21 protein-coding genes are annotated in these 23,903 nt (G+C 65.2%); 13 read left to right on the forward strand and 8 right to left on the reverse strand.

Annotation, left to right across the window (positions count from 1 at the left end):
* Genes D6B98_RS30480 through D6B98_RS30495 form a run of 4 tightly spaced genes read left to right on the forward strand, consistent with a single transcriptional unit; the run spans position 1 to position 3,737 of the window.
* Positions 1-1,218: a substrate-binding protein gene (locus tag D6B98_RS30480; protein WP_126260717.1), complete on the forward strand. Its 1,218-nt coding sequence runs from the start codon at positions 1-3 to the stop codon at positions 1,216-1,218.
* Positions 1,219-1,224: 6 nt separating this feature from the next.
* The gene (locus tag D6B98_RS30485; protein ID WP_126260718.1) at positions 1,225-2,328 is read left to right on the forward strand and encodes a branched-chain amino acid ABC transporter permease; all 1,104 of its coding nucleotides are present in this window, start codon (positions 1,225-1,227) and stop codon (positions 2,326-2,328) included.
* Positions 2,315-3,049 (forward strand): ABC transporter ATP-binding protein, encoded by a 735-nt coding sequence (locus tag D6B98_RS30490; protein ID WP_164718964.1) that lies wholly within the window; start codon positions 2,315-2,317, stop codon positions 3,047-3,049. Before D6B98_RS30485 ends, D6B98_RS30490 begins: the two co-directional genes overlap by 14 nt.
* Positions 3,042-3,737: a branched-chain amino acid ABC transporter ATP-binding protein gene (locus tag D6B98_RS30495; protein WP_126260720.1), complete on the forward strand. Its 696-nt coding sequence runs from the start codon at positions 3,042-3,044 to the stop codon at positions 3,735-3,737. The genes D6B98_RS30490 and D6B98_RS30495 overlap by 8 nt, the downstream gene beginning before the upstream one ends.
* A 1,009-nt stretch (positions 3,738-4,746) precedes the next feature.
* Here the strand turns inward: D6B98_RS30495 and D6B98_RS30505 are convergent.
* The 4 genes from D6B98_RS30505 to D6B98_RS30520 form a co-directional block, all read right to left on the reverse strand.
* Positions 4,747-6,312, reverse strand: a complete 1,566-nt coding sequence (locus tag D6B98_RS30505; RefSeq protein WP_164718965.1) for a L,D-transpeptidase family protein — start codon at positions 6,310-6,312, stop codon at positions 4,747-4,749.
* A gap of 437 nt (positions 6,313-6,749) precedes the next feature.
* Positions 6,750-7,712 carry an acetyl-CoA carboxylase carboxyltransferase subunit alpha gene (locus D6B98_RS30510; protein ID WP_126260721.1) on the reverse strand — a complete coding sequence of 321 codons (963 nt, stop codon included), beginning with the start codon at positions 7,710-7,712 and terminating at the stop codon, positions 6,750-6,752.
* 265 nt (positions 7,713-7,977) lie between these two features.
* On the reverse strand, positions 7,978-8,934 hold the full coding sequence (gene xerD, locus D6B98_RS30515; RefSeq protein WP_126260722.1) for a site-specific tyrosine recombinase XerD: 957 nt from the start codon (positions 8,932-8,934) through the stop codon (positions 7,978-7,980).
* A 17-nt stretch (positions 8,935-8,951) separates the two neighbouring features.
* Entirely contained in the window at positions 8,952-9,098 is a 147-nt protein-coding gene (locus D6B98_RS30520) for a hypothetical protein (RefSeq protein ID WP_035685402.1), read from the reverse strand.
* Between the two features lie 172 nt (positions 9,099-9,270).
* Between D6B98_RS30520 and D6B98_RS30525 the strand changes: the two genes are divergently transcribed.
* The 3 genes from D6B98_RS30525 to D6B98_RS30535 all read left to right on the forward strand — a co-directional run bounded on the left by D6B98_RS30525 (position 9,271) and on the right by D6B98_RS30535 (position 12,453).
* Entirely contained in the window at positions 9,271-9,894 is a 624-nt protein-coding gene (locus tag D6B98_RS30525) for a shikimate kinase (protein WP_126260723.1), read from the forward strand.
* On the forward strand, positions 9,891-11,033 hold the full coding sequence (gene aroB, locus D6B98_RS30530; RefSeq protein ID WP_126260724.1) for a 3-dehydroquinate synthase: 1,143 nt from the start codon (positions 9,891-9,893) through the stop codon (positions 11,031-11,033). Before D6B98_RS30525 ends, aroB begins: the two co-directional genes overlap by 4 nt.
* 67 nt (positions 11,034-11,100) lie before the next feature.
* Positions 11,101-12,453, forward strand: coding sequence for a hemolysin family protein (locus D6B98_RS30535; RefSeq protein WP_126260725.1), 1,353 nt, complete (start codon positions 11,101-11,103; stop codon positions 12,451-12,453).
* A gap of 127 nt (positions 12,454-12,580) precedes the next feature.
* Here the strand turns inward: D6B98_RS30535 and D6B98_RS30540 are convergent, their stop codons facing one another.
* Positions 12,581-12,859: a BolA family protein gene (locus tag D6B98_RS30540; protein ID WP_205680535.1), complete on the reverse strand. Its 279-nt coding sequence runs from the start codon at positions 12,857-12,859 to the stop codon at positions 12,581-12,583.
* Positions 12,860-12,955: 96 nt separating this feature from the next.
* Here D6B98_RS30540 and D6B98_RS30545 point away from each other — a divergent pair, with 96 nt between their 5' ends.
* Positions 12,956-13,588 carry a J domain-containing protein gene (locus D6B98_RS30545; RefSeq protein ID WP_126260727.1) on the forward strand — a complete coding sequence of 211 codons (633 nt, stop codon included), beginning with the start codon at positions 12,956-12,958 and terminating at the stop codon, positions 13,586-13,588.
* A 165-nt stretch (positions 13,589-13,753) separates the two neighbouring features.
* Here D6B98_RS30545 and D6B98_RS30550 read toward each other — a convergent pair whose 3' ends face one another.
* Complete coding sequence (locus D6B98_RS30550; RefSeq protein ID WP_126260728.1) at positions 13,754-14,848, reverse strand: citrate synthase/methylcitrate synthase; 1,095 nt, start codon at positions 14,846-14,848, stop codon at positions 13,754-13,756.
* 78 nt (positions 14,849-14,926) lie between these two features.
* Between D6B98_RS30550 and D6B98_RS30555 the strand changes: the two genes are divergently transcribed.
* Positions 14,927-16,144: a citrate/2-methylcitrate synthase gene (locus tag D6B98_RS30555; protein WP_126260729.1), complete on the forward strand. Its 1,218-nt coding sequence runs from the start codon at positions 14,927-14,929 to the stop codon at positions 16,142-16,144.
* 268 nt (positions 16,145-16,412) lie between these two features.
* Here D6B98_RS30555 and D6B98_RS30560 read toward each other — a convergent pair whose 3' ends face one another.
* Positions 16,413-16,922 carry a methyltransferase family protein gene (locus D6B98_RS30560; RefSeq protein WP_126260730.1) on the reverse strand — a complete coding sequence of 170 codons (510 nt, stop codon included), beginning with the start codon at positions 16,920-16,922 and terminating at the stop codon, positions 16,413-16,415.
* 786 nt (positions 16,923-17,708) lie between these two features.
* On the opposite strand from D6B98_RS30560, the gene D6B98_RS40185 reads away from it, so the two are divergent.
* A complete protein-coding gene (locus D6B98_RS40185) occupies positions 17,709-17,870 on the forward strand; it encodes a hypothetical protein (protein WP_164718966.1) in 162 nt (53 codons plus the stop codon).
* Between the two features lie 840 nt (positions 17,871-18,710).
* On the opposite strand, the gene D6B98_RS30565 is transcribed toward D6B98_RS40185, so the two are convergent.
* Complete coding sequence (locus D6B98_RS30565; protein ID WP_126260731.1) at positions 18,711-19,364, reverse strand: DedA family protein; 654 nt, start codon at positions 19,362-19,364, stop codon at positions 18,711-18,713.
* A gap of 311 nt (positions 19,365-19,675) precedes the next feature.
* Here D6B98_RS30565 and cobS point away from each other — a divergent pair, with 311 nt between their 5' ends.
* From cobS to D6B98_RS30580, 3 genes are all read left to right on the forward strand, one after another.
* Positions 19,676-20,659, forward strand: a complete 984-nt coding sequence (cobS, locus tag D6B98_RS30570; RefSeq protein WP_430642544.1) for a cobaltochelatase subunit CobS — start codon at positions 19,676-19,678, stop codon at positions 20,657-20,659.
* Positions 20,660-20,870: 211 nt separating this feature from the next.
* Positions 20,871-22,775: a cobaltochelatase subunit CobT gene (gene cobT, locus D6B98_RS30575; protein ID WP_126260733.1), complete on the forward strand. Its 1,905-nt coding sequence runs from the start codon at positions 20,871-20,873 to the stop codon at positions 22,773-22,775.
* Entirely contained in the window at positions 22,772-23,854 is a 1,083-nt protein-coding gene (locus D6B98_RS30580) for an esterase-like activity of phytase family protein (RefSeq protein ID WP_126260734.1), read from the forward strand. Before cobT ends, D6B98_RS30580 begins: the two co-directional genes overlap by 4 nt.
* The last annotated feature ends 49 nt before the right edge of the window (positions 23,855-23,903 follow it).

Genomic DNA, 23,903 nt, shown 5'->3' on the forward strand with positions numbered 1-23,903 from the left:
ATGTTCGATCGCACTCAGCTCTCACGCCGCCGCTTTCTCTCCAATTTCGCCTTTGCGTCCGGCGCGGTCGCAACCGGCGTCGGCAGCTGGGTGATCCCGGCGCCCTGGGCAAATGCGGCCGAAGCCCCGATCAAGGTCGGCATCGCCACCGACCTCACCGGCCCGATCGCCTATGCCGGCAATGCCGACGCCAATGTCGCCAAAATGGTGATCAAGGAGATCAACGCCGCCGGCGGCCTGCTCGGCCGTCCGCTCGAGCTCTATATCGAGGACACCGCCTCCAACGAATCCGTCGCCGTCGGCAACGTGCGCAAGCTGATCCAGCGCGACAAGGTCGACATGGTGCTGGGCGGCATCACCTCGTCGATGCGCAACGCGATCAAGGATCCGATCGTGGCGCGCGGCAAGACGCTCTACATCTATCCGCAGCTCTACGAGGGCAAGGAGTGCACGCCCTACCTGTTCTGCACCGGGCCGACGCCGGCGCAGCAATGCGACGAGTTCATCCCCTGGCTGATCAAGAACGGCGGCAAGAAGTTCGCGCTCCCCAGCGCCAATTACGTCTGGCCGCACACGCTCAACGTCTATGCCCGCAAGGTGATCGAGGCGAACGGCGGCGAGGTCGTGTTCGAGGAATACTATCCGCTCGACCAGGTCGATTTCTCCGCGACCGTCAACCGCATCGTCTCCAACAAGGTCGACGTCGTCTTCAACACCGTCATTCCGCCCGGCGTCGGGCCGTTCTTCAAGCAGCTTTATGAAGCCGGCTTCCTCAAGAACGGCGGGCGACTCGCCTGCGTCTACTATGACGAGAACACGCTCAACATCAATCAGGCCGCGGAGATCGAGGGCCTTGCCAGCTGCCTCGACTATTTCAAGGTCCTGACCAAGGAGAACCCGTTCGACGCCAAGATCCAGGCGGCCTACGAGAAGGACTTCCCCGGCAACTTCCTGTTCGCGGCCGGCAGTGCCGCCACCGGCACCTATCGCGGCCTCAAGCTGTGGGAAGCCGCGGTGAAGGAGGCCGGCAAGATCGACCGCGAGTCCGTTGCCGCCGCGCTCGACCATGCCAAGATCGCCGAAGGTCCGGGCGGACCTGCCGAGATGGTCCCGGGCAAACGCCATTGCAAGATGAAGATGTACACCGCGGTCGCCAAGGGCGGGAACTACGAGATCGTCGCGCGCAGCAGCGGCCTCGTCGATCCCAAGGAATGCTGAGGTGGAATGCTGAAGCCGATGAGTGTGGTAAGAGAAGCCATCGCCACCGACATGGGCGACGAAGCGGACGGTGCGATGGCTGAGGGCGCAGCGGCGGGACAGGCCAAGGACCGCGTCAAGGCAGGACGGAAGATCCTGCCGATCGTCGAGGCCGTAGTGCTCGTCGCAGCGCTGCTCGCGCCATTGGTGCTGCAGGATTATCTCACCGTGTTCGCAACGCGCGTGATCATCCTGGCGCTGTTCGCGCTGTCGTTCGACCTGGTCTGGGGCTATGCCGGCATCATGAGCTTCGGCCAGGCCCTGTTCTTCGGCTCCGCCGGCTATGGCGTGGCGCTGCTCGCACGCGATCTCGACGTCACCAACATCTTCCTGGTGCTGCCGGCGGGCACGCTGATCGGCCTCGCCTTCGCGTTGCTGCTCGGCGGCTTCCTGCTGCTGGGCCGGCATCCCTCCAGCGTGATCTTCGTCTCGCTCGGCACGTTGACCGGCTCCTACGCCGCCGATCGGCTGGCGCGCGGCTGGTATTATCTCGGCGGCCAGAACGGCATCCCCTCGATCGCGCCGATGTCGCTCGGCACTTACGAGTTCACGGAAGGGCCGGCGTTCTACTATCTCGTGCTCGGCATTCTGGTCGTGGTCTACCTGCTCTGCCGCTTCCTGGTGCGGTCGCAGTTCGGCCTCGCGCTCGCGGGCCTGCGCGAAAACGAGCAGCGCATCGCCTTCTTCGGCTACAAGGCGCAGCACCTCAAGGCGATCATCTTCACCATCGGCGGCGCCGTGGCGGGCCTCGCCGGCAGCCTCTATGCCTTCCACGAGGGTTTCGTCTGGCCCAACATGGTCGGAGTCGTGGTCTCGACGCAGGTGGTGCTCTACGTGCTGTTCGGCGGCTCGGGCACGCTGATCGGCGCCGTCATCGGCGCCGTGATCGTCGAGGGCGTCAGCTTCTGGCTGTCGGACAATTACCGCGACATCTGGCCGATCATTCTCGGCGTGTTGCTGCTGCTGGTGATCCTGTTCCGCCCGCTCGGCCTGATCAGCTTCGTGCTCGGCGAGCGCGAGCGCGTCGGCAGCTTCGGCGCCAAGGCGAAGGAGAATCGTGATGCTCCTTGAAGCCGCCGGCATCAAGAAGATCTTCGGCAAGCTCACCGCGCTGGATGGCGCGGCGCTCAGCGTCGGCGAGAACGAGTTTCACGGCCTGATCGGACCCAACGGCTCCGGCAAGAGTACCTTGATGAAGTGCATCGCCGGCGCCGAAGTGCCGACGCAGGGCACAGTCTCCTTCGTCAACACCGACATCACCGCGTACACGCCGACCGAGCGCGCGCGGGCCGGCATGAGCCTGAAATTCCAGATCACATCCGTGCTGCCGTCGCTGACGCTCTACGACAACATCCTGCTCGCGTTGCAGGCGCAGTCCTCGCTGTTCGACCTCGTGTTCTCGCGCACGCGAGGCGCGCTGCACGACCAGGTCATGACCATGCTCAGGCAATTCCGTCTGGCCGACCGCGCCTTCGAGGCCGCCGCTGCGCTGTCGCACGGCCAGCAGCAATGGCTGGAGATCGCGATGGCGCTCGCCGGCAAGCCCAAGCTGCTGCTGCTCGACGAGCCGACCGGCGGCATGAGCCTGGAGGAGCGTCGCGTCACCGGCGAGCTGCTGCAGCCGATCAAGCAGCATTGCTCCCTCGTCATCGTCGAGCACGACCTCGATTTCATCCGCGACATCTGTGATCGCCTCACTGTGCTCGACCAGGGCAGGGTGCTGGCGTCGGGAACGGTGCCGGAGATCCAGGCCAACCCATCCGTCCAGGAGATCTATCTGCGCCGTGCCTGAATTTTTGGACATCAAGCATCTCGACGCCGGCTATGGCCGCAGCCAGGTCCTGTTCGACGTCACCCTCGGCATTCCCTGGCGCGGCGGTGTCGCCGTGCTCGGGCGCAACGGCGCCGGCAAGACCACGCTGATGAAGACCATCGTCGGCGAGCTGCCGGCGTGGAAGGGCGAGGTCGCCTTCGACGGCCGCGACATCAGCCGCCGCGCCACCCAGGAGCGCGTTCGCGCCGGCATCGGCTACGTGCCGCAGGAGCATTCGGTGTTCGCGCGCCTGTCGGTGCGCGACAATCTCGCCGTCGGCTCGCTCGCCAGCAGCAAGGCCGACGCCGTCGACCACGTGCTGACCATCTTCCCCAAGCTCGGCCAGCGCCTCGACCAGCCCGCTGGCACGCTGTCCGGCGGCGAGCGCAAGATGCTCGCGATCGGCCGCGCCATGCTGGGGGATCCCAAGCTGCTGCTGCTGGACGAGCCGACCGAAGGCGTCTGGATCGGCGTGATCGAGGAGATCACCGAGCGCCTGATCGAGCTCGCCAGGACCATCGCCGTCATCATCGTCGAGCAGCACCTCGACCTCGCGCTCCGCGTCGCCGACTACGCCTATGTGCTCGACCGCGGCCGCGTCGCGCTGCAAGGCGAGGCGGGGCAGGTGCGGGGCAATCCGGAGCTGATGCGCTATCTGGCGCCGTAGGATCCGCGTGTGAAGCGCGCCGCTCTCACACAGATCTCAGCTGTCATGCTCCGCGAAAGCGGGGCATCCAGTACGCCGCGGCTTCTCGACTGAAAACGACCGTCTCTGGAATACTGGATCGCCCGCCTTCGCGGGCGACGACAGCGGAGTTGCGGCAGCCTTCCTCTCTTCAATTGTCAAACAGCCGACGCGACACCGCGATCCCGCGGCGCCCAGCGCCCGGGTTTTGCTTCGCTTCTGGCGCCCCTTGAAATCGGAAGGGCGCAGGGAAGGCCGGGTACCGGCTGGCACCCGCGAGCCCCTGTGCAATGATGCGTGGATAGACGCTCACAGGGGGAGACACAGGTGCAGCCCGATAACCGGCCTTCCCTGCGCGATGGTTTGACGGCTTATGTCGCGCTCTCCCCGGGGAGCGATGCACTCTTGCCCCCGTCGCCCTGCGGATCGCTGATGCGCGCACCCGGTCGGGCCGCCACATTACCACAGGACTTGGCGCCAGCCTGCGGACGCCAGGACCACACGATTTTGCCGTACGCGGTCGGCCTGTCGTACACGCGCCCGCTGACCGCTCACGGGGAGACCCCGCCCTGCGACCGCCTCTGGCGCCAGACCGCCCGCGTCCACCGCAACTCACCCCACGAACCGTGACGATCGCGACCCGCCCCTTCCGGAGGGATGAGATGGCGCGGGAGTATAGGGTGTGTCGTGCTTCGGATAAAGAGAAATTACTGTTATCCGAAGTGGATAATTGCTTGAATGGTCATTCGGGCTAGGCGGTCGGATGTCGCTTCGCCCATCCAGGCTACGTGCCGCTGATCCCGTCATCCTGAGGCGCGAGCGGCGCGATGCGCCGCATCGTGCCGTGAGCCTCGAAGGATGAGCGGCCGAGCAGCCAGTCGGGCCGTCGCCGGCCGCTGAAGAAGCGGCCACCTCGAGCGACAACGGCTTCGACGTTGCGCGGAGGGTGACGGGGAGAGATTGTCGTCAAGTAGGCCGGAAGACAGTCGCCCTACTTCATCGCCGAGAACCGGCTGTCGAACGAGTTCGACGACACCACCGGCGCGGCGCCCATGATCTGCGTGGCTTCACCCGCACCATCGCTCACCGACGGCTTCAGCACCGGGCGGGTCTGGGCGAGGCGCGTGTCGGGCTTTGCGGGCTCGGCGGGCTTGGCGGCGGCAACAGTCGGCTTCGGCGCGTCCTTTGCGGCATCCTTCTTGTCGTTCCCCGGCACGAACCGGCTCACGGCGGCTTTGAGCCGCGACGCCGCGGTCGTGGGTGTCGTCGTCGCGGCGGCCGGGGCGACGGATGCGGTGGCCTGCGGCGGCGGTGTGGTCGCCGTGGTGTCGGATGAGCCGATGCCCATCTTGCGCCCGAGATTCGAGAAGAAGCCTCCGGATTTTTCCTGCGACTTTTCGGCAGGTTGAGCCGAGGCGACGCGGGTGCTGGTCGCGGGTGCGCTGACGGCGACCACCGGCTCTTGCTGCGGCGCCGGCGCGGACGCCACCGCGTCGAGATTTGGCTTCGGCGGATTGACGTGGCTGGGGATCGTGCCCGGCGCCTTGGCCATCGCCAGCATCTGCAGCGTGGTGCCTTCGGCGCCCTCGGACAGGCCGGTCGAGCCTTCCGGAATCTTGGCGGCGAACACCTTGTTCATGCCGCCGTCGATGCCGGTGTTCATGCGCGCCACCGGGGTGCCCTTCGCGACCAGCTTGGCGTATTCGGCCTCGTCTTTGGCTTGCTTGCCCCGCACGGCGGCGACGATGTCCTCGGGGATGACATAGGCCGGGCACTTTGCCGAGGCGTCGAACACCGGATCGCGCTTGGCGTCCGCCGGCTTCGCCGCGTCGAAGACGTACTTCTTCTCGCAGAAATCGACCTTCGGCTCCTGCCGCGTCACCTCGAAATGATCATAGCCTTCCTTGATCATCTTCCAGAACGGCATGTTCGGATTATTCCGGTGCTTGGCCATGTTCACCGGGGTCATCTTGAACGGATAGGCCTGCAGCTGGAACGCCTTCTGGCCGCCGAAGAAGGATTCGCGCCCGAGCGAATAGATCTCCGCGATCTGCTCGTCCGTCATCGCGTAGCAGCCGCGCGAAGAACAGTCGCCGTGCACCATCAGCTGCGAGCCGGTGCGGCCCAGCGCCTTGTCGAATGCGTTCGGATAGCCGGTGTTGAAGGAGAGGTAATAGGCCGATTGCGGATTCATCTGGCCCGGGTTGATCGAGTAGAATCCCTCGGGCGCCTGGCGGTCGCCTTCGCGCACCTTGGGGCCGAGGTCGCCCGACCAGCGGCAGATCGGATAGGTCTTGAGCAGTGCGAACTGGCCCGAGCGGGTCTGCTTCCAGACCTCGAGCTCGGCCTCCTGCTTGAACAGGCGGACCAGGATCGGCGATTGCAGGTCCATGTCCTTCTCGGCCATCGCAGCGATCAGCTTCGGCGGCACCGGCTGGTTGGCCTTGGCGTTGGTCGCGAGCGAGACCTGGTCGCTGTTGCAGCCGGCCAGCAGGCCGCCGGCCGTCATCAGCGCAACCGAAGCCAAGAGCGCGCGAGCAAGCGAACGAGAAATCAAGATGGACCCCACACCGTGCCGGGCATTGATGCGCGAACCCCAATTCGTTTGGCGCATGATCCGACCGGCGAACCGGACCCGTCACCACGGGCTTTTCAGCTCACGCCCCAGCGCTTGTGCCCTGAAGCCATTGATTAAAATTCTAACCTCTGGGTCATGTGGTCGCAACCCGAGCAGGGATCACGAGGGCGTTGGCCCAAAGGTGTGGTCAACAGAGACTTAAAGTGGGCCGGAACTTGGACCATGCGGCCAGACCAGCACAGAGATCGCTGATTTGGGCAAAAAAAGGGTTAATGCGGGGTTACCGGGAAGCCCCGGGAGGTCTCGTAGGGTGGGCTAAGCGGAAGCGTGCCCACCAACTTTCTCAATCAGGAAGAGATTCGTGGGCACGGCGCTTTGCGCCTTTGCCCACCCTACGGCACCGGAATCGAGCCGAATCAGCCCAGTTTCCGGCCGATATCGAGGAATTTCTGCCGCCGCTGCTTGCGGATGGCGTCGCCGTCCAGGCTCCGCAGCTCGTCGAAGGCCTTGGCGATGGCCTCACCCGTGGTGGCGATCATGGCGGCGGGGTCGCGGTGGGCGCCGCCGACCGGCTCCTTCAGGATCTGGTCGATCACCCCGAAGCGAAGCATGTCCTGGGCGGTGATCTTCATGTTGTTGGCGGCTTCCTGCGCCTTGGTGCCGTCGCGCCAGAGGATCGAGGACGCCGCTTCCGGCGAGATCACGCTGTAGATCGCGTGCTCCAGCATCAGGACCCTGTTGGCGGTGGTGATGGCGATGGCGCCGCCCGACATGCCCTCGCCGGTGATGATCGCAACGTTCGGCACGGTCAGCGCCAGGCAGGCGTCGGTCGAGCGCGCGATGGCCTCCGCCTGGCCGCGCTCCTCGGCGCCGATGCCGGGATAGGCGCCGGCGGAATCGGCCAGCGACAGCACCGGCAGGCCGAACCGCTCGGCCATCTCCATCAGCCGCACGCATTTGCGATAGCCCTCGGGCCGCGCCATGCCGAAATTGTGCCTGATACGGCTCTCGGTGGAATCGCCCTTCTCCTGGCCCATCACGCAGATCGGCTCGCCGCGGAAGCGGCCGAAGCCGGCGACCAGCGCCTCGTCCTCGCCGAACTTGCGGTCGCCGGCGAGCGGGGTGAATTCGGTGATCAGGCCCTTGATGAAGTCGTTGAAATGCGGCCGCTGCGGATGCCGCGCCACCAGCGTCTTCTGCCACGGGGTCAGGTTCTGATAGAGGTCGGCCAGCGCCTGCGCCGCCTTGTCCTCGATCCGCCCGATCTCATCAGCGATATCCGTGCCGGACGCCGCGAGCGTCCTGAGCTCGTCGAGCTTGGAATCGAGCTCGGCGACGGGCTTTTCGAAGTCGAGATAGCTGCGCATCTGGTCTTGCATCAACTCAGTATAGGGGGACGGGGCTAAGAGGCGAAGCGAGGTCGGGGTCGCGGGAAGAAGTGCAGCGTCTTCAATGAGTTGGCTTGTGCACTCCGGGCAGGGAGCCAAATCATGCATGAGGCCACGGCTCTTTCTGCGGAGATGTGGCCGAAGTCAAGGCGGTTCATGGGTCGCCGTAGCCCGGATGAGCGAAGCGATATCCGGGGCAGGTCGTGCCTTGGGCACAATCCCGGATGTCGCTTCGCTCATCCGGGCTACGAAAGTCCTATTTCTCCGCCAGCGGGTGCAGGTCGCGCACCAGGCTCTTCAGCCGCTCCTCGACCACATGGGTGTAGATCTGGGTGGTGGAAATGTCGGTGTGGCCGAGCAGGGTCTGCACGATGCGCAGATCGGCACCATTGTGCAGGAGGTGGCTGGCAAAGGCATGGCGCAGCACGTGCGGGGAAACCAGCCGGGCCTGCAGGCCCGAGGCGATTGCGAGCTCCTTGAGGTCGCGGGCGAAATGCTGCCGGGTCAGATGTCCGCTCTCGCCGAACGAGGGGAACAGCCATTTCGAGGCGGCGAGGCCATTCTTCTTGTCGGCTTTGGCGGCGTCGGTCGCGGCGAGATAATCCGCCATCGCCTGCCGTGAGGCCTCGTTGAGCGGCACCAGGCGTTCCTTGTTGCCCTTGCCGCGCACCACGATCATGCGCGCATCGCGCTTGGCCGCCGAGCGCGGCAGCGCCACCAGCTCGGAGACGCGCAGGCCCGTGGCGTAGAGCACCTCGAGCAGGCAGTAGAGCCTTAAGGCGCGCAGCCGCTTCGCCGGCGAGGCATCGTCCGCCTCGCTCAATTCCTTGGCGCGGCGGAGCATGCGGTCGACGTCCGCAATCGACAGCACTTTCGGCAGGCCGCGGCCGCGCTTGGGGCCGGACAGGATCGCGGCGGGATCCTCAGCTCGGATCCGCTCATTCAGCAGGAAGCGATAGAGATGCCGCATCGCCGACAGCCGCCGCGCCACGCTGGTGGATTTGAAGCCGCGGCTGTCGAGATCGGCGAGGTAGTCGCGCAGCGTCTGCGTCTCGGCGTCCGCAAAGCTGCGGCCGACGCGGCCCAGAAATTCCGAGAAATCAGTGAGGTCGCGGCGATAGGCGTCGAGCGTATTGGGCCCGGCGCCCTGTTCCGCCGCGAGCATGTCGAGGAACAGGCCGGTGAGCTTGGCGTCTGAGGGCGGGTTGCGCATGCCCGTCAGGCTAGCTCCTATTTCTTGAGAAACTTGTCAGGCGGGATCGTCACCGTCATTTCCCGCGACTTGGGCGTGACGAAGTTGGCCAGCGCGAAGACCACGCCATAGACGATGCCGGCGATCACGGCGACGACCGTCAGGAAGCGGAACAGGCTGGGCATCGGGCAAGATCTCGGGAGAAGGTCCAGACGGGCAAATTAACCAATGAAATCATCCAACATGTTCGCCGTTTCGTGGCAAGAGTCCTCTGGCGAGGCCCCTTCCGGGGTCGTATAGGTGGCCGAAGCGTGCCGCCTTTGGCGGCAGATCGAGCGGGATCCAATCGAGCGAGACATGTCCGACGCCGCGTTGCCGATACCAGCTTCGCCCGAAGCCGACATCCTGTCGGCGCTGGGATCGCGCTCGGTCGTGCTCGTCGGTATGATGGGAGTGGGCAAATCCACCATCGGCCGTCGCATGGCTCTCAGGCTCAAGCTGCCCTTCATCGACGCCGACACCGAGATCGAGACCTCGGCCCAGATGACCATCCCGGAGATCTTCGAGCGCCATGGCGAGGCCTATTTCCGTGACGGCGAGGCGCGGGTGATCGCGCGGCTGCTCGACGGCGGGCCGGTGGTGCTGGCGACCGGCGGCGGCGCCTTCATGCGCGAGGAGACGCGCAAGCGCATCGCGGCAAAGGCGGTGTCGATCTGGCTCAAGGCGGACCACGACGTCATCATGCGCCGCGTGCGCCGCCGCGCCGACCGCCCGCTGCTGCAGACCGCCGATCCCGAAGGAACCGTGACGCGCCTGCTCACCGAGCGCGAGCCGGTCTATGGCCATGCCGACCTCACCATCGCCTCGCGCGACGTGCCGCACGACAGAATCGTCGAGGAATGCATCGAGGCGCTGCGCGCCCATCTTTGCGGCGAACAGGCCGCTCCACCATCTGCCGACGTAGCGAGTGCGTTGAGATGACTGCGCCGTTGAAACATTCCGAGCCCGTCAAGGTCGAGGTCGCGCTGGAGAATCGCGCCTACGACATCGTCATCGGCCGCGGCGTGCTGGCCTCGCTCGGCGAACGCGTGGCGCGTTTGCGTCCCGGCGTGCGCACCGCGATCGTGACGGATCGCACCGTGGCAAAGCACTGGCTCGAGCCGACCGAGGCCTCGCTCGCGGCGAGCGGCATCCCGACCTCGCGGATCGTGGTCGAGGAAGGCGAGATCTCCAAGACCTATGCCGGCCTTGAGAAGGTCAGCGAGGCCCTGATCGCCGCCAGGATCGAGCGCAACGATCTGGTCATCGCGCTCGGCGGCGGCGTGGTCGGCGATCTCGCCGGCTTTGCCGCGGCGATCCTGCGCCGCGGCGTCGATTTCGTGCAGGTGCCGACCTCGCTTCTCGCGCAGGTCGATTCCTCCGTCGGCGGCAAGACCGGCATCAATTCGCCGCAGGGCAAGAACCTGCTCGGCGCCTTCCACCAGCCGGTGCTGGTCATCGCCGACACCGCCGTGCTCGACACGCTGTCGCCGCGCCAGTTCCGCGCCGGCTATGCCGAGGTCGCCAAATACGGCGTGCTCGGCGACGAGGCCTTCTTCTCCTGGTTGGAAAAGAACCATTCCGACATCGTCAAGGGCGGCTCCGCGCGCGAGCACGCGATCGCGACCTCCTGCCGCGCCAAGGCGGGCGTCGTCTCCCGCGACGAGCGCGAGACCGGCGAGCGTGCGCTGCTCAATCTCGGTCACACCTTCGGTCACGCGCTGGAAGCGGCGACCGGCTTCTCCGACCGCCTGTTCCACGGTGAGGGCGTCGCGATCGGCATGACGCTGGCGGCGCAGTTCTCGGCAAAGCTCGGCATGATCGGCGAGCAGGACGCCGCACGCGTCGAGCGGCATTTGATCGAGGCCGGCCTGCCGACCCGCCTGCAGGACATCGCCGGCTTCGCGCAGGAAGGGCTTGCCGATGCCGACGCGCTGATGGCGCTGATGGCGCAGGACAAGAAGGTCAAGCGCGGCAAGCTCACCTTCATCCTGCTGGAGGCCGTCGGGCGCGCGGTGATCGCCAAGGACGTCGAGCCGGCCCCGGTGCGCGATTTCCTGCAATCGAAACTATCGCAGTGATGGCGGGACCGTTCAGGCCGGCCGCCCGCGAAACGGCGGGGAATGCCGAGGCGGTCGCGAGGCAAACATGAGTTCGATCACGATCAATCTGCTGCTGGCGGTGCTCTTGCTCGCCGCCAATGCGTTTTACGTGGCTGCGGAATTTGCGCTCGTGAAGAGCCGCGGCTTTCGCGTCAAGGCCATGGTCGAGCAGAATCGCTTCGGCGCCCGCCTGTTGCAGACGATGATGGGAAATATCGAATCCTATCTCGCCTGCTGCCAGCTCGGCATCACCATGGCTTCCCTCGGTCTTGGTTGGATCGGTGAGCCGACCGTGTCTGCGCTGCTGAGCCCGATCCTCGAGCCGATCGGCCTGTCGGAGGCCACGCTGCATTTCGTCTCGTTCGTGGCAGGTTTCCTGGTCTTCTCGTCGCTGCACATCATCATCGGCGAGCAGGTGCCGAAAACGCTGGCGATTAGGGAGCCGATGCCGGTGTCGCAGTGGATTGCCTATCCGCTGCATGTCTCCTACCTGGTGTTCTATCCGCTCAGCTGGTGTCTCAACGCGGCTTCGAGCGCGATCCTGCGTCTGATCGGGGTCCAGGAGTTTTCGCAGCACGAGATCCTGACGGATTCCGAGATCGAGGGCCTGGTCGAGGAATCGGCCGTGCACGGCAAGATCGAGAGCGGCGAGGCCGAATACATTCACAACGTCTTCCGCCTTGGCGAGCTGACCGTGTCCGACGTGATGGTTCATCGCACCGCCATGGTGATGATCAACGCCGATTTGCCGCCGGAGGAGCTGGTGCGTGAGGTGCTGGCCACCGAGTACACCCGCATTCCGCTGTGGCGCGAGAAGTCGGAGAACATCATCGGCATCCTGCACGCCAAGGATCTGTTGCGGGCCATCCGCGCGTCGGAGGGCGATACCTCGCGCATCGACGTCACCACCATCATGCTGCCGCCCTGGTTCGTGCCGGAAATGCGGCCGATATCCCAGCAGCTCAAGGCGTTCCGCCGTCGCAAGACCCATTTCGCGCTCGTCGTCGACGAGTATGGCGAGGTCGAAGGCCTCGTGACGCTGGAAGACATTCTGGAGGAGATCGTCGGCGATATCTCCGACGAGCACGACGTGGTGGTCGCCGGTGTACGCCGTCAGCCCGACGGCTCCGTCGTGGTCGACGGCTCGGTGCCGATCCGCGACCTCAACCGCGCGCTGGACTGGCACCTGCCCGATGAAGAGGCAACGACGGTCGCCGGCCTCGTCATTCACGAGGCGCGCTCGATCCCCGACCGCGGCCAGAGTTTCACCTTCCACGGCTTCCGCTTCCGCGTGCTCCGCCGCGAGCGCAACCGCATCACCGCGCTCCGTATTTCGCCGGTGGCACGCGAGGCGGAGCTGGAAGAGGCGAAGCCGAGAAGGGCCGGGACGTCGTTTTAGCCTCACGCTCGGTGTCATCGCCCGCGCAGGCGGGCGATCCAGTACGCCGCAGCGGCTCGGCCTGGCCGCGCCGTCGCGGAGTACTGGATGCCCCGCTTTCGCGGGGCACGACAGCGGAGTTTTACGGCTAGCCTTCCCCCGGCGCCTTGGCCTGGATCGCCAGGGCGTGAACGCTGCCGGAGAGTTCCGCGGCCAGCGCCGAATTTATCATGCGATGGCGCTCCACCCGGCTCTTCCCTTTGAAGGCCGCAGACACGATATAGACGCGGAAATGTGTCTCACCGCCCGGCCGATGGCCGGCGTGGCCCTCATGCAAATGTGACTCGTCGACGACTTGCAGGCTTTCCGGCGTGAAAGCTTCCTGCAACTTGTTGCTGATAGTGTCTCGCATAGCCATTTGTGCCATTCGGGTGCAGAGGTCTCGCCCCGTTGATTGCCGGGTTTTCGGCGAATTGCAATGTCAAGACTTGAACGTTTTTGCATTGCGTAGTCAAAGTCAGCCATGCCGATCGATTCATCAAAATTCTTCGACTCCATCCGCGTCAAGCCGCGGGGCAAGCAGCCGGACGTGAAGCCGCGCGACACCGCCGTCGGCTGCGAGTGGGCCGGGTGTCAGAACAAGGGCGCGCATCGTGCGCCCAAGGGCCGCGAGAACCAGCGCGAGTATTGGCACTTCTGCCTGGCTCACGTGCGCGAGTACAACCAGAACTACAATTTCTTCTCCGGCATGAATGCCGACGCCGTCGCGCGCTACCAGAAGGATGCGCTGACCGGTCACCGCCCGACCTGGAAGATGGGCGCCAATGGCGGCAAGAAGGGCGCGGAAGCCGAGATCGACATGGCGTCCGATCCGTTCAGCATGTTCAGTGAGATCAACGGCCGCGCCAGCTGGCGCAAGGGCCCCGAAGCCGCGCCCAAGGCCGAGACGCGCAAGGTGATGAACGCCGAGCGCAAGGCGCTGCTGGTCATGGGCCTCGGCCCCAGTGCCACGCTCGCCGACGTCAAGACCAAGTACAAGGCGCTGGTGAAGCAGCACCACCCCGACGCCAATGGCGGCGACCGCTCCACCGAGGACCGCCTGATAGAGATCATCAAGGCGTATAATTATCTGAAGACGGTGGTGCGCGAGGCCTAAGGCCTTGCGGCACCTTGTGGTGTCGTCCCGGCTTTCGCCAGTCTCGTAGGGTGGGCAAAGGCGCGCTTGCGCCGTGCCCACCATCTTTCTCGATCGCAAGAAATGCGTGGGCACGCTTCGCTTTGCCCACCCTACGATTTCGGACTCGGGGGAAGACATCCGCCCTCACCCTTCCGGCATCGCCCCCACATAGGACGAACTCGGCCGGATCAGCCGACCGGTGCGCTGCTGCTCGCGCGCATGCGCGGTCCAGCCTGCGCTGCGCGCCACCGCGAAGATCGGTGTGAAGGCCTGGCGGGGGATCGCGAGCGCGTCGAGCAGGATCGCGGTGAAGAACTCCACATTGGTCTCCAGCGGTCGCTCCGGATTCTTCTTGCGCAGCGCGCTGCGGATATAGGCCTCGACCTCGCCGGCGAAGGGCAGGTCGGCGCCGTCCGCCGCGAGCCGCTCGATCGCCGCCTTCAGCACGTCGGCGCGCGGATCGCGCACGCGATAGACGCGATGGCCAAAGCCCATCAGCCGCTCGCCGCGCGCCAGCGCCGCGTCGACCCACGGCTTGATCCGCTCGCGCGTGCCGATCGCGTCGAGCATTTCCAGCACCGGCTCCGGCGCGCCGCCGTGGAGGGGGCCGGTGAGTGCGCAATAGCCGGCCGTGACGGCGGCGAACAGATCGGCTTGCGTCGAGGCAACCACGCGCGTGGCGAAGGTCGAGGCGTTCATGCCGTGATCGCAGACCGTGACGAAATAGGCGTCGAGCGCGGCCACCTCGCGCGTTTCAGGCGCGGCGCCGCGCAGCATGCGCAGCGTATCGGCGGCATGGCTGGCATTCGGATCGGGCGCGACCGGATCGAGCCCCTTGGCGCGGCGCACCAGCGCGCCCGCGATCACCGGAAACGCGCCGACGATGGTGGCTTCATGCTCGAGGCCGTGCTCGGCGCGAAGTCCCGCGACCGCCGCGCGAAACCCGTCGATGACGCCCATGCCGCGCGTCGCCGGCAGCAGGTCCGGCAGGCGTGCGAAGGCGCGCTCGCGCGCCGCGCCCAAGCTTGCCCGAACGTTGGCTTCGCTCAGGCTGGTCCTGCTGGCGCCGTTCCAGAGCCGGGCGGTGACGCCCTCGAAGCTCGACTGGCTCGCCAGCCGGCCAACATGCTCCCCGGCAATGATCAGCTCGCCGCGCTCGCCATCGACATGGCTCAGCACGGTTTCGGCCGCGGCAACGCCGTCCAACCCGATCTGGCTCTTGGTGAGGTGGATATTCATGGCCCAAATCTCCTGTTCAGGGAGCACACAAGGTCAGGCCTCTCGACACATTGATCAATCTTGATTACATAAATCAATATGAAAAATTCGGCGCTCTATTTGTCCGCCCGGGAGGCCGCGGCCGAGCTCGCGATCTCGCCGGCCACGCTGTACGCCTATGTCAGCCGCGGCCTGATCCGCTCCGAGCCGACACCGGACTCGCGGAAGAACCGCTACCGTGCCGAGGACGTCCGGGCCCTGAAGGAGCGCCGGGTGCCGTCGCCGGAGCCGCGCGGCCTGCGCAGCTTCGATGCCGACCTGCCGGTGATGGACACCGAGATCTCGACCATCACCGAGGAGGGCGCGATCTATCGCGGCGTCAACTGCGTCGATCTTTCCGAGAGCGGCACGCTCGAGCACGCCGCCACCTTGCTGTGGGACGTCTCCGGGGTCGATCCGTTCGAGCAGGACAATCAACCCGAAATATCCGAGGAGATGGGCGCGATCGGGCAAGCCGCGCGCCGGGCGGCGCCGATCGACCGCGCCATCGCCGTGCTGGCGCTGGCCGCCAGCGCCGATCCCCGCGCCTTCACCCGGGCGCCCGATGGCCGCGCCATGGTCGGCGCGCGCATCGTCCGGCTGCTGGTGGCGACCATGCTCAATGCCGAGCCTTCGGCCGAGCCGTTGCATCAGCAGGTCGCAACAGCCTGGGCGCCAGACAACAAGCACGCGCCCGACCTGATCCGCCGCGCTCTCGTCCTGCTCGCCGATCACGAGCTGAACGCCTCCACCTTCACCGCGCGCTGCGCGGCCTCGACCGGCCTCAACCTGTACGATGCCGTGATCGCCGGCCTGGCCGCGCTGAAGGGTCCGCAGCATGGCGGCGCCGGCGTGCTGGCCTCGCAGCTCGTCAAGACGCTGATCGATCGCGACGTCGAGCCGATGGTGCGCGAGCGCGTCGCGCTCGGCGAACGTTTTGCCGGCTTCGGCCACGGCGTCTACAAGCGTGGCGATCCCCGCGCGCAATCGCTATTGAATGCGCTGTCGCGCGCCGGCGCGCCGCGCAAATTCACCCGCGAGGTGCCGGAACGCATCGCGGAAGCCACCGGCGAATTCGTCAACATCGACTATGCCCTTGCCGTGCTCGTGCACGCGCTGCGCCTGCCCGGGGGCAGCGAGCTCGCCTTGTTCGCAATGGCCCGCAGCGTCGGCTGGATCGCCCACGCCAGCGAGCAATTGCAGTTCGGCAAGTTGATACGGCCAAGGGCCAGGTATGTCGGGCCGGCGCCGGGGCGAAGGGCGGGGGGCGCGACCTAGCGTCGTCAAGTGATCTTCTCCGCCGTCGTCCTGAAGGCCAGGACCCATACCATCCTCGCGGCAGTGGGAGTTCCGGCAAAACTCTCAAGGACCGGGATATCCCAAGACGTCAGCCTACTAACGCAAAGCGGAAGTCTCCGGCCTGAGCGTGACCGGCAGCATTTGACCCCACAAGAGACATTAGCGGGATCGAAATCCCGCAATGCGAGATAGGCCCTACACGCCCCGATCCGGCGACGATGGCCGCGGCACTCGCACTCGCGGTCGATCAGGACGACGCCGACGTAGAGCCGGGCAAGCGTGGCAACCAGCGCGACACGTTGGCGCAATAGGTGTCGTACTCCGCTCCAAATGTCCTACGCAGCGTCGGCTCCTCATAAGCCAGAACGAAAACGTGGAAAGCGATCCACAGTAGCGCGCCGTAGACCAGAAGCCCTGTGTTTCCGAGGATCAGTCCTTGGCCCAGTACAATCGCCACCAGGGCAAGATAGATCGGATTGCGGACATAACGATTGGGGCCGGTGATCACCAAATGTTGCGGTGGTGCGACCGGCGCTGGCGTGCCACCGCCTTGCAACGCAAATCGTGTGAAGGTTTCGACCAACACCGGAATGCCAAGCAGGATCAGAACAACGCCGAACCATCGGATAAGCTGGAGATCGAAGAACGGCGCTTGCAGATGCCATCGCGAAATCGACCACGGCACGACACCGGCGACCGTCGTGGGGGCAATCAGAAAAAAGACCGCCGACCCCAGAGCTGCCAAGCCCCTGGTCATGATGTTGCTCCGGCCTCACAAATCCCAGCGTGCACCCGCGATAGCGACACGGTCGCGATCGGCGGCCTCATCGTAGCGGCCGGCGATTGGGGCGACAAGGATTGACTGGCCCGGGTCACGCTCCTCAAGACCGCTTATGGCCCTTCGGCGAAGTGGCAGCATCGCTCCATGAGGTCCGCTTGTTGAGGCTTGGCGAACAAGATTTGCTCAGGTTGAGCTCTTCGCATTTTGACCCGGAACAGAAGTCGCGTTAGGCGGCGCGAGCCAATCGGTAACCAACGCAGCTTTTGGTCAGCCGCGGGAAGAATGAGTAACCGGACAGCGACAAGAAACTTTATTAGAGCGGTCGCCTGCGCCGCTTGGCCCAGATACCTCGGACTTTCGATCGCTTGCGGCTGCTTCTTTCAACGGTCTTCGATACGCGAGCACGAAGATCCCGAAGTTCGGCAAGTTGACAGTTGAGCAACCAGACTCGTTGATCCAAAATGACCATACGGTCGTAGATCTGACCACGATTACTCATTGCGAATCCCAAGAAGTGCAACTGCTAAAAACACTCACGTTCGCAAAAATGGCGTTCCGTTGGATGGTAGCATCTTTTCACGTAAAAGATGTGAAACGGCACACATGCCGCAGGCCGTGCTATGGTGACCGGACTGAGCGAACGTCCGAAACTAGGGCCGCCTCAGCGCAATCGTCATAAATACGTCATGTTGGGGCGCAGAACCTTCTTGGGGTGGCCGGCCTTGTCTATGGTGGCATGGCCGCCAGCATGGCGAGTGCGACATGACGGAAAACGCGCAATTGCATGAAGATCGACGCAGCCGATTATTGGAAGCCGCGATCCATGAGATGGCGCGGTTTGAGCGGCAAGAGAGCGAATTCCGCAAGAAGGATCGCGAGGAGCGCGCGGCCGCATTGCGGCTTCCTTTGGACAAAATCAATTAGCTGCGTTACATCACCGTCATCTGGCTTTTTTAGCCTGTAGGCGGCGGGGCCGTCCCCCGTCGTGCTTGCAACCTCCCCGTCCAAGGTGGGCGGGGAGCTTTTTCAGTCCATCGTTTTCATCGGGAATGATCAGGGTGAGCGATCCAGAGAATCTTCCGAAGACTCGGATCGCAGTGACAATCTATCGTCGCCAAACTGGCCAATGAACGTGGGCTTTGTGGTAGTGATCGCGCTAGTATTTGCCCTCGCAATGGTGCGACGCTCACCATAGCGATTCTCTCACGTAGACATTGAAAACCTGTCAACAACGGTTACGGCGTCAATCAAGGAGTCCGGAAATGGCCCGCTGCCGACCTCCGCGCAGAGAGCCGCTTCGTCTGCTTTCGACAGGTAAGCCGATCACGGTGAAGCGACTGCCGAGGGCAGCCTTTGACCCAAAGCGGACATGCAATTTTAGGGAGTGTTAACACCTGCCGCGCACGTTGGCGGTGACGATGATCGCGTGTCTAGAGAGTTGCCTTGAGATCGTTTTCGCGAATTGTAGTGATGGTCGTTGTTTCACTATTAGTGCTCACGACCGGCGCGGGCGGATACGCGCGCAATTTCGCGGGACTCTTCGTCCTATTCAGCATGTTTTGGGGACTGCCACTTCTCACTCTCATTTCGTTGTTCCACTTTCTCGACAAGCGCTTTGGACCCCGCGTTGGGCCTTGGCCGACTAGCCATGGCCAACTTGCCATGTCTGGTTTTGAAGACTGATCGGGCATCGGCACGGGCTGATTGAGTTGAGTACACGCCCGAATGGCCCTGGCTTTCGCCAGGACGACCATCAACTGAGCGTCATGCCTGCGACTTCGCCGCCGCGACGCCATTGCGGCGGTGACGGATCCACAGGGCCAGACCCGCCACGATCGCAACGCCCACGACGGTCAGCATCCAGATGTGCTTGCCGACATGCCCATGAAGATGCAGCCCGGCATATTCGTGCAGGGCCGAGACCGCCAGCACGCCCGGCAGTACATGGGCGGGCGCCCAGGCCAGAATGGCCGGGATGTTCACCGCGTAGAATTTGGCCGGTGCCATGCCGAGCGCGCCGGCGGTCACGGGGACGAAGGCCCGGACCGGCGGCACGAAGCGGGCGAAGAACACGGCCCAGGTGCCGAAGCGGTTGAAGAAGCTCTCGCTCTCGGCGACCACGCGCGGGTAGTTGGTCAGCGGCCAGGTGTTCAGAATCTCGCGCTGGCGCCGGTGCCCGATCCAGTAGGCCGAGCCGTCGCCGAGCACGGCGCCGAGCGCGGCCGCCAGCAACACCCATTGCAGCTTGAGTTCGCCGCCCGGGACCAGGGCGCTCAGCGCCAGGATGATGGTCGAGCCGGGGATCACCGATCCCACCACCGGGACGGCCTCGAGCAGCGCCGCCAGGAACAGGGTCAGATAGCCCAGCCACGGATGGGCCGAGACGAAGGATATGAGCGGATCGAGAAAGGACGTCACGTCGCCTCTGGCGGGCTGGAGCACGGGGCTTGCGACCCTACATAAGTAAAGGCATGCGGCCAAACTGCCATTCGCGTGGGCGGCTCCCTGCGAACCCGCCCGAATTTGGGCGTGATTCGCAAGGCAGCCCTCCAAAAACTGCGTTCCTTGCCTATCTAAATGAAAAGACAACGGAACTTTGATTGGCGGGCGGGCTTCTGCCGGCCACTTGACTCTGATAGGTTGAGTTTCAGCACCCAGCCGCAGCCAACGTGCGAATAACCGGTTTCGGGACCGCCCGGGACCTCGGAGGATTGATGACGACCGCCGCCATGTCCAAAGTTGAGGAAGTTTCCGGTCTGCCCGACATGAAGGTGTCGGTGCGCCAGGTGTTCGGGATCGACAGCGATCTCGAAGTGCCGGCCTATTCCGAAGTCGATCCTCATGTGCCCGAAGTCGATTCCGACTATCGCTTCGACCGCGCCACCACGCTCGCCATTCTCGCCGGCTTCGCCCGCAACCGCCGCGTGATGGTGACCGGCTATCACGGCACCGGCAAATCCACCCATATCGAGCAGGTCGCGGCCCGCCTGAACTGGCCCTGCGTGCGCGTCAACCTCGACAGCCACATCAGCCGTATCGACCTCGTCGGCAAGGATTCCATCGTGGTCCGCGACGGCAAGCAGGTCACCGAATTCCGCGACGGCATCCTGCCCTGGGCGCTGCAGCACAACGTCGCGCTGGTGTTCGACGAATACGACGCCGGCCGCCCGGACGTGATGTTCGTGATCCAGCGCGTGCTCGAAGTCTCCGGCCGCCTGACGCTGCTCGACCAGAACAAGGTGATCAAGCCGCATCCGGCGTTCCGCCTGTTCGCCACGGCGAACACCGTCGGTCTCGGCGACACGTCGGGCCTCTATCACGGCACCCAGCAGATCAACCAGGGCCAGATGGACCGCTGGTCGATCGTCACCACGCTGAACTATCTCAGCCATGACGAGGAAGTGGAGATCGTGCTGGCCAAGGCCAAGCACTATCGCACCGGCGAAGGCCGCGACATCGTCAACAAGATGGTGCGCCTCGCTGACCTGACCCGCAACGCCTTCGCCAACGGCGATCTGTCGACGGTGATGAGCCCGCGCACGGTGATCACCTGGGCGGAGAACGCCGACATCTTCGGCGATATCGGTTTTTCGTTCCGGGTCACCTTCCTCAACAAGTGCGACGAGCTCGAGCGTCCCCTGGTCGCCGAGTTCTACCAGCGCTGCTTCAACGCGGAGCTGCCGGAATCGGCGGTCAACGTGGCGCTGAGCTGATTCAACAATGATGTCATCCCGGACAAGCTCACTCCTGGCGGCGCGAAGCGCCGTCTGGAGTGAGTGCAGATCCGGGATCCATAGCCACAGGCCCGCGTTGTGGCGCGAGCGATCAATTGCCACCCTTCGCCAAATGACGTCCTGTGGTTATGGGTCCCCGCTTTCGCGGGACGACGGCTCAGGTTGAGCTTGGGATGACGGTGAGATCGAGATGAGCACCACCTCCAACTCCAAATTCCGCAGCAGCAAGGAAGCGCCGACCGAGCCGTTCAAGCGCTCGGTCGCCTCCTGCCTGAAGGCGATCGCCAAGACGCCGGAGCTCGACGTCTCCTTCGCCGCCGAGCGCCCGGGCCTCGCGCCCGGCAAGGCGCGGCTGCCCGAGCCCGCGCGCAAGATGACCAAGCGCGATGCGGCGGTCGTGCGCGGCCATGCCGATTCCATCGCGCTCAAGCTCGCCTGTCATGATGCCAAGCTGCATCGCAAGCTGATGCCGGGCAATCCGCAGGCACGCGGCGTGTTCGAGGCGGTGGAGCAGGCGCGGGTCGAAGCGATCGGCGCGCGCCGCATGGCGGGCGTGGCCAAGAACCTCACCGCGATGCTCGACGACCATTTCCATCGCGGCAAGTTCGACGAGATCACCGACCGAGCCGACGCCCCGCTCGCCGATGCGCTGGCGATGCTGGTGCGCGAGCGCCTCACCGGCATGGCGCCGCCGACCGCCGCGAAGAAGATGGTCGACCTCTGGCGTCCGATTCTCGAGGACAAGATCGGCAAGCGGCTCGACCGGCTCGATAGCGTCGTCGAGGACCAGACCCGATTCGGCGATGCCGTGCATGACCTGCTGTCCGCGCTCGAGCTCGGCGACGAGCGCAACGCCGACAGCGAGGACGATGACGACAACGACGAGAACCAGGACGGCGACAACGATCAGTCCGGCGCCGAGGGCTCGCCCGATTCCGATGCCGCGCAGGAGATGAGCGCCGACCAGGCGCAGGCGACCAGCGAGGAGATGAGCGAGAGCGCGATGGAAAGCGCGCAGGCCTCGACCTCCGACAGCTTCGACGACGGCGAGCTCGGCGACGACGAGACGCCCGGCGAGGCGACGCGTCCGAACCAGCACGGCAAAAATGAGCCGCGCGGGCCGGAATATCACGCCTTCGCGCCCAAGTTCGACGAGGTCATCGCCGCCGAGGACCTCTGCGACCATGACGAGCTGGAGCGGTTGCGCGCCTATCTCGACAAGCAGCTCGCGCATCTGCAGGGCATCGTCGCCCGCCTCGCCAACCGGCTGCAGCGCAAGCTGATGGCGCAGCAGAACCGCGCCTGGGAGTTCGACCTCGAAGAGGGCATCCTCGATCCCGCACGGCTGTCGCGCGTCGTCACCGATCCCTATCATCCGCTGTCCTTCATGCACGAGAAGGAGGCGACGTTCCGCGACACCGTGGTGACGCTGCTGCTCGACAATTCCGGCTCGATGCGCGGACGGCCGATTACGGTCGCCGCCACCTGCGCCGACATTCTCGCCCGCACGCTGGAGCGTTGCGGCGTCAAGGTCGAGATTCTCGGCTTCACCACGCGCGCCTGGAAGGGCGGGCAATCGCGTGAGGCCTGGCTTGCCGCCGGCAAGCCGGCCAATCCCGGCCGCCTCAACGATCTCCGCCACATCATCTACAAGTCGGCGGATGCGCCGTGGCGTCGTGCGCGAAAGAATCTCGGCCTGATGATGCGCGAGGGTCTGCTCAAGGAGAACATCGACGGCGAGGCGCTGGACTGGGCGCACAAGCGCCTGCTCGGCCGGCCCGAGCAGCGCAAGATCCTGATGATGATCTCGGACGGCGCGCCGGTCGACGATTCCACGCTGTCGGTCAATCCCGGCAATTACCTCGAGCGGCACCTGCGCCACATCATCGAGGAGATCGAGACCCGCTCGCCGGTCGAGCTGATCGCGATCGGCATCGGCCATGACGTGACGCGCTATTATCGCCGCGCGGTGACGATCGTGGACGCCGAGGAGCTCGGCGGCGCCATCACCGAGAAGCTCGCCGAGCTGTTCAGCGAGACCGCCACGGCGCCCACGCAGGCACCCGGCCGCCCGCGGCGCAAATTGCATTCGTGAGCACGCATTCATCCCGCCGCAGCTTTCTTCAGTACGCAGCGGCGGGATTCTCCACTCTCGCAGCCTCCCGCATCGCGCTGGCGCAAGCCCCCGCCGAGCCGCCGCCGCGCGCGCTTCAGGTCGAGAACGCCGTCACCGACCCCGTCAGCGTCGAGGTCAATGCGCGCCCCATTCCCAATTTCGAGCCGCGCGACCGCACCCGCACGCGCTTCGGTTCGCTGGAGTACCGCAGCGGCCTGGTGCTGACCTCGCCCTATCGCGGCTTCGGCGGCTTGTCCGGCATCCGGCTCGATGCCAGGGGCGAGCGCTTCCTCGCGGTGTCCGACCAGGGCGGCTGGTTCACCGGCCGCATCCGCTACGCGGAGGGCAAAATGGTTGGCCTCGATGAGGTCGAGGCCGCGCCGCTGCTCGGTGCCGAGGGCCGGCCGATCACGGAAAAGCGGCTGTGGTGGGATTCGGAATCGATCGCGCGCGACGGCAGCCTCGTCTATGTCGGGCTCGAGCGCGTCAACCAGATCCTGCGCTACGATTTTGCCAGGGGCGGCACGCGCGCGCGCGGCGAGGTGATCCCGGTGCCGGCGGGCGTGCGCAGGCTGCCGTCCAACAAGGGGCTGGAGGCGCTGGTCGTCGTGCCCAAAGGCAAAGACCATAGCCTGCCGCTGGCGGGCACCCTGATCGCCTTCTCCGAGCGCGGGCTCGACGCCGACGGCAATCTCACAGCCTTCCTGATCGGCGGCCCCACGCCCGGCCAGTTCAGCGTGCGCCGCACCGAGAAATACGATATCAGCGATGCCGTGCTGCTGCCCTCCGGCGAGCTTCTGATTCTCGAGCGCAAGTTCTCCTGGTTCACCGGCGTCAACATCCGCATCCGCTCGATCCCGCTGAAATCGATCGCGCCCGGCGCGCTGGTCGACGGCCCCGCGCTGTTCGTCGCCGATCTCGGCCACGAGATCGACAACATGGAAGGCATCGACGCCCACGTCACGCCCGAGGGCGAGACCGTGCTGACGCTGATCTCCGACGACAATTTCTCGATGCTGCAGCGGACGCTGCTGCTGCAATTCACGCTGGCTGAGTAGGGCACCAATCCCTCCCCGTCATTGCGAGCGCAGCGAAGCAATCCAGGAT

Source organism: Bradyrhizobium sp. LVM 105, from assembly GCF_003957705.1.
Taxonomy (GTDB): Bacteria; Pseudomonadota; Alphaproteobacteria; order Rhizobiales; family Xanthobacteraceae; genus Bradyrhizobium; species Bradyrhizobium frederickii.